This window comes from Thiohalocapsa sp. (assembly GCF_019695415.1).
GTDB lineage: Bacteria > Pseudomonadota > Gammaproteobacteria > Chromatiales > Chromatiaceae > Thiohalocapsa.
In genome coordinates this window covers 1-1,818 of sequence record NZ_JAIFKJ010000333.1, presented here as the reverse complement: position 1 = coordinate 1,818, position 1,818 = coordinate 1, and the positions used below count along the sequence as shown (strand labels likewise).

Here is a 1,818-nt window from a genome sequence, read left to right as displayed (position 1 = left end):
TCGCCGCAGAGTCGTCCCCCCTCCCCCCGACCGCCCGGGCCTGCACCGCCCCGACGTCCTTCAGCCCCGCTGGTGGATGTTGATCACACGCCGCGCCCCCGCTAACCTCCGGTCCCGTGCCAAACCTGGGGTTTCAGGTTGGCTTGGACTTGCTATCCGTTATCCGTCTGGGTGGGAGGGCATGTCCATGTCACCTCAGCGACTAGCGCCTCTCACCGCAGCGTCAGCAAGGCTGGGCCGGTAGCTGCACCTGGCTCGCTTCCGGAACAACCGTGCTGACATGACGTCATGCTCGAAGGCTATCCTGACGCACCAACGAAGCGGGTAACGGCTACCGACAATGGACACTTCGCTGACAGACATGATTCACCGGCAACGCGAGGAGATCGCGAGGACGCTCCACGAGCCGCTGGCGAAGATCGCAGGCGCCTGTGTCGGCGCATGGGACGATCACACGCGGCTCAACGAGGTCTTGAACGGCGGCTGCCGAAACATTCCGTCCTGCGGCGCGCTGTTTGCCGTCGATCGAGAGGGAATCCAGATCAGCGACACCGTCAGCGCGGAGGGAGCCAATCCTGCCGACGTCGGCCGCGATCGTTCCTCGCGCCCCTACATGCGCGAGGCGGTTCCGGCCTGGGGCTTTTTGCTCTCGGATGCCTATGTCGGGCTCGTGAACCGTCGCCCATCGCTGACGGCGCTGCATGTGGTCCGGCGAGGCGAAGACCTGCTCGGCTACGTTGGCGCCACCTTCAACCTGAGAGACCTGCCGGTGAGCGCACGACTCTACGAGGACCTGCCGCGGTGGTTGCAGATCAAGGGCGATCCCTCCATCCGAAACGCGGTGCTGCTGCAGACGCGCGTCGAGAGCCCGATGGACCAAAACCTCGATCAAGTCCTCTCTGTCATCGAAGAGCTGCTCATCGAGCGCGGAGTGTTTCAGGGCGTGATCCATTTCGCGAGCAGCCGCGCCACCCTGTGGACGGTCGACGATCCGTTTCGCTATCGAATCCTCGACCACGAGGCGCTTTCCGATCCGGACATCTGCCTCGTCTATCCCTGCCGGGCGTACGCGGATGAGGCGATTATCCCAAGGACCCGCATCCCGCCGTTGCTTGGCGCGCTGAAGGAGCTACGCATGATGGACGAGAACTTCTATCTGCGCTCAGCCTCGCTCAACCTATTCAATGGCATGATCAGCCTCACCTTTTCCTGTGACGGCACGCACTACATGCCGTACGAAGAGTTCCTCACAAGGCGCTTGGCGTTCTGGATCGGCAACGGCGCGGTATAGTGCGAGCGTCAAGCGCCGTCATCGTTGGCTGAAGACCATGCACCGAAGCCGCTGCTCGCCTCGCATCCGGTCTTCACAATACCTGGCGCGCCGCTACGGCCTGAACCTCAAGAGTGTGCTCTGGGAGCCGGACAGCGTCGCGCCGGAGGCGGAGTGGACAGCGCTGCGCGAGGGGCTCCAGGCCCACCCCGCCCAATGGATGCTGTGGGAGGCCGAGCCGGCACACGAGAATCGTCAGCGCCTCGACACCATCGGCATCGAGCGTGCCGTCTTCACTCCCTGTGCCAACCGTCCGGCGCAAGGCGACCTTCTCGATGCCATGACCGACAACGTTCAGGCGCTGCGACGGGTCTTCGGCAATTGAATCGCGCTGAGGACTGGCTCACTCGGGGGTGACCGCTTCTGGCCGTCTGATGCCGAACGCCGCCCTGCCTGTGGGGATCCGCTTACTGGCCCTTTGCTCACGCTGCCTCCGCCGGCTTCCCGGCGCCGCGCCCGCACCTGCTCTTCTACACCCCCGACGCAGC

At 64.5% G+C, this 1,818-nt stretch carries 2 protein-coding genes; both read left to right on the top strand.

Annotated features, from left to right (window positions below; translation table 11 throughout):
• The first annotated feature begins 361 nt into the window (after window positions 1-361).
• Window positions 362-1,291, top strand: a complete 930-nt coding sequence (locus I6U14_RS09520) for a hypothetical protein (RefSeq protein ID WP_296898789.1) — start codon at window positions 362-364, stop codon at window positions 1,289-1,291.
• A gap of 37 nt (window positions 1,292-1,328) precedes the next feature.
• Window positions 1,329-1,655: a hypothetical protein gene (locus I6U14_RS09515; RefSeq protein WP_296898788.1), complete on the top strand. Its 327-nt coding sequence runs from the start codon at window positions 1,329-1,331 to the stop codon at window positions 1,653-1,655.
• Window positions 1,656-1,818: the final 163 nt, after the last annotated feature.

What these genes read in the sequence shown, in the direction of transcription:
- I6U14_RS09520 (WP_296898789.1), top strand. Translation starts at nt 362, where the DNA reads ATGATTCACCGGCAACGCGAGGAGATCGCGAGGACGCTCCACGAGCCG.
- I6U14_RS09515 (WP_296898788.1), top strand. Translation starts at nt 1,329, where the DNA reads ATGCACCGAAGCCGCTGCTCGCCTCGCATCCGGTCTTCACAATACCTG.